General features: G+C 58.6%; 2 protein-coding genes. One reads left to right on the forward strand and one right to left on the reverse strand.

Features of this window, described 5'->3' with window-relative positions; genetic code table 11:
* Positions 1-78: 78 nt before the first annotated feature.
* Positions 79-1,077 carry a fimbrial protein gene (locus ACFFAR_RS24040; protein WP_375508590.1) on the reverse strand — a complete coding sequence of 333 codons (999 nt, stop codon included), beginning with the start codon at positions 1,075-1,077 and terminating at the stop codon, positions 79-81.
* Positions 1,078-1,610: 533 nt separating this feature from the next.
* Between ACFFAR_RS24040 and alaS the strand changes: the two genes are divergently transcribed.
* Positions 1,611-3,557 (forward strand): alanine--tRNA ligase (gene alaS / locus ACFFAR_RS24045; protein WP_174365074.1); only part of this gene is annotated, 1,947 nt, incomplete at its 3' end.

Genomic DNA, 3,557 nt, shown 5'->3' on the forward strand with positions numbered 1-3,557 from the left:
CCACTTCGTCGGCTCGACAAAGCCGTTTTCACGGCTCGTGAAATCTACTGACGATGCAGATTCCCCCCCGTGGCGCGCTCATTGATATGACATGGTGAATGTCGCGTAGGCTTTTGCACTTCCGGGGACCATTGTTCCCGTTCGAACGTAACGGCCCACCAGCGGGATGCTATAGGCGCCCGATACCGACAGCGGCACGATGACAAACTGATTTGCCGCGCCCGGTACGGCCGAGTCGGGACCGAATGCGATCGGGACGCCGCCGTTCACGATCTGGTAGCCGACTCCCGACGCCGTGGAGTCGTGCCCGAGCGACAGCGTGGTTGACGTGTTGTTGGGCTGGGATGCGTCGGTGATGGTCATGGCGACTTTGACGCCGGCCGCGCAGTTGAGTCCCATGTTGAACGTGGTGTCGCCATAAGTGGAATTTACCGTGGGCAGATCACGCGTATGGGCGCGCGGCATGTCGACGTTGATCGACGGCGTGGTGACAGTGCAGGTTTGCACACCGACCTCGAACGGCGTGAACTGGATGGTGGCGACCAGTAGCTGATCGAGCGTGAACGTTGCGTAAGCTGTTGCGGCAACCGTACCTGAGCTCGGACCGACTCCGGTGGGCTGCGTGCGGACTATTTCAACGCCATAGTATGAGTTGCTGTAATTCCATGAACCCACCCAGTTGCCGGTAATTCCCGGCCCGAAATAACTTCCGCGATTCCCGTTGTTGCCTTCGTAAAAACGTATGCCGATCCCATCGATATTGGTAGCGTAAGTAAAAACGTTATTAGTCGACGATATCAGCGTAGAGCCGGTGACAGACTTCAGATAAATGCCAGGGGCCGCGCACCATGCGTAAAGGCCGCTGACGGGTATGGTCGGGACTTCGCCTTTGTAAAGCACGGTGCCGACCGGGACATCTCGCGAAAGGCTCTGCGGTGGAATGGTGATCGTATAAACGTGGGCAGTTTGAGGATCCGCGAAGGAGCAGGATGCGTCCGCATCCAAGCTGGCAGCGCCCAACCCCAGCAGGCATGCCGCACTGGCGAGGACCTTGCAGATTTTGTTCCGTGGATGCATTGAACGCGTTTCTTTGAATGATTGAGTGCTTATTAACGTTACGCACTATCTGCGTGGTCTTCGCAACTGAGTATATATTTTCATATAATCGCTGCCATTAGATACACCAGGTGCCAGTTTTAGAGGTGGAAGTGAAATTGTATTCCGGTGTAGCCGCATCGTCGGCGAAAATTTTAATTCGCTAGACGACAATTATGCATTGCTCCGCGGTATCGGAATTTTTATTTGTTTTTATAAAGAAGTTAATGGTTATTTTGATTATGGCTGATGCCGAACCATGATCACGGTCTGTAATCGGAATTGGCGTTGAACAGTGGCTGGTCTGCAGTCCATGCGCGAGCACTGCGCACGTAGATTCGTTGCGCGGACGTCCCGTCCGGAGAAATCAACACGCGCACATCACCATCGTCCGCCGCCACGGGCAGAATCCATCGCCAAACCCCGTATAATCGACAATCCCAATCTGGCTCCCGGCGCCGCGCACAAGCTACGAACGCGCGTCGCCACCGCACACAAAAGCAGACCCGCACGCCATGAAAGCCGCCGACATCCGCGAGAAATTCCTCAAGTTCTTTGAATCGAAGGGCCACACGATCGTCCGCTCGTCGAGCCTTGTGCCCGGCAACGATCCCACGCTGTTGTTCACGAACTCCGGCATGGTCCAGTTCAAGGACGTGTTCCTCGGCACCGAATCGCGCCCGTATTCACGCGCGACCACGTCCCAGCGCAGCGTACGCGCAGGCGGCAAGCACAACGACCTCGAAAACGTCGGCTATACGGCCCGTCATCACACGTTCTTCGAGATGCTCGGCAACTTCTCGTTTGGCGACTATTTCAAGCGCGATGCCATCCACTATTGCTGGGAACTGCTGACGAAAGTCTACGGCCTGCCGCCGGAAAAGCTCACCGTCACGGTCTACCAGGAAGACGACGAAGCGTTCGCCATCTGGGAAAACGAAATCGGCGTGCCGAAGGAGCGGATCATCCGCATCGGCGACAACAAGGGCGCGCGCTACGCATCGGATAACTTCTGGACCATGGGCGATACCGGCCCCTGCGGCCCTTGCTCTGAAGTGTTCTACGACCACGGCCCGGAAGTGTGGGGCGGCCCGCCGGGATCTCCGGAAGAGGACGGCGACCGCTTCATCGAGATCTGGAATCTCGTGTTCATGCAGTTCAATCGTGATGCCCAGGGCAACATGACGAAGCTGCCCAAGCAGAGCGTCGATACCGGCATGGGCCTCGAACGCCTTGCCGCCGTGCTCCAGCATGTGCACAGCAACTACGAGATCGACCTGTTCCAGGCGCTCATCAAGGCTGCATCCCGCGAAACCGGTACGCCGGACCTCACGAACAATTCGCTGAAGGTCATCGCCGACCATATTCGCGCGTGTTCGTTCTTGATCGTCGATGGCGTGATCCCCGGCAACGAAGGCCGCGGTTACGTGCTGCGCCGGATCGTGCGCCGCGCGATCCGCCACGGCTACAAGCTCGGCCGCAAGGGCGCGTTTTTCCACAAGCTCGTGGCAGATCTGGTCGAGGAAATGGGCGCGGCTTACCCGGAACTGAAAGAAGCGCAGACGCGCGTCACGAACGTGCTGAAACAGGAAGAGGAACGGTTCTTCGAAACCATCGAACACGGCATGGCGATGCTCGAAACAGCACTCGCCGAACTCGATGCCAAAGGCTCGAAGCAACTCGACGGCGAGCTCGCGTTCAAGTTGCACGACACGTTCGGCTTCCCACTGGACCTGACGGCGGACGTATGCCGCGAACGCGGCATCACAGTCGACGAAACCGCGTTCGACGAAGCCATGGCCCGTCAACGCGAACAAGCTCGTTCGGCCGGCAAGTTCAAGTCGGCGCAAGGTCTGGAATATGCGGGCGAGAAGACCACGTTCCATGGCTACGAGAACGAGTTCTTCGATGACGCGAAGATCGTCGCGATCTACGTGGACGGGGCATCGGTTAAAGAGGCCCAAGCCGGCCAGCAAGCCGTCGTCGTGCTGGATCACACGCCGTTCTACGCGGAATCGGGCGGTCAGGCCGGCGACCAGGGCGTGCTCGCTAACGCCGCGGTGCGCTTCGCCGTCGCCGATACGTTGAAAGTGCAATCGGACGTGGTCGGTCATCACGGTTCGGTCGAGCAAGGCACGCTGAAAGTGGGCGACGTGGTGAAGGCCGAGATCGACACGACCCGCCGTCTGCGCACAGCGCGCAATCACTCGGCGACGCACTTGATGCACCGGGCGTTGCGCGAAGTGCTTGGCGGTCACGTGCAGCAAAAGGGTTCGCTGGTCGATCCCGACAAGACTCGTTTCGACTTCGCACACAACGCCCCCATGACCGACGAGCAGATTCGTCGCGTGGAAGAAATCGTGAACGCGGAAGTGCTGGCGAACGCGCCGGGCATCGTGCGTGTCATGCCCTACGACGAGGCGGTGAAGGGCGGCGCAATGGCGCTCTTCGGCGAGAAATAT

Origin of the sequence: uncultured Caballeronia sp. (genome assembly GCF_964243625.1) — a bacterium.
Taxonomy (GTDB): domain Bacteria; phylum Pseudomonadota; class Gammaproteobacteria; order Burkholderiales; family Burkholderiaceae; genus Caballeronia.

Coding starts and splice junctions, on each gene's coding strand:
- ACFFAR_RS24040 (WP_375508590.1), bottom strand. CDS start 1,077: ATGCATCCACGGAACAAAATCTGCAAGGTCCTCGCCAGTGCGGCATGC.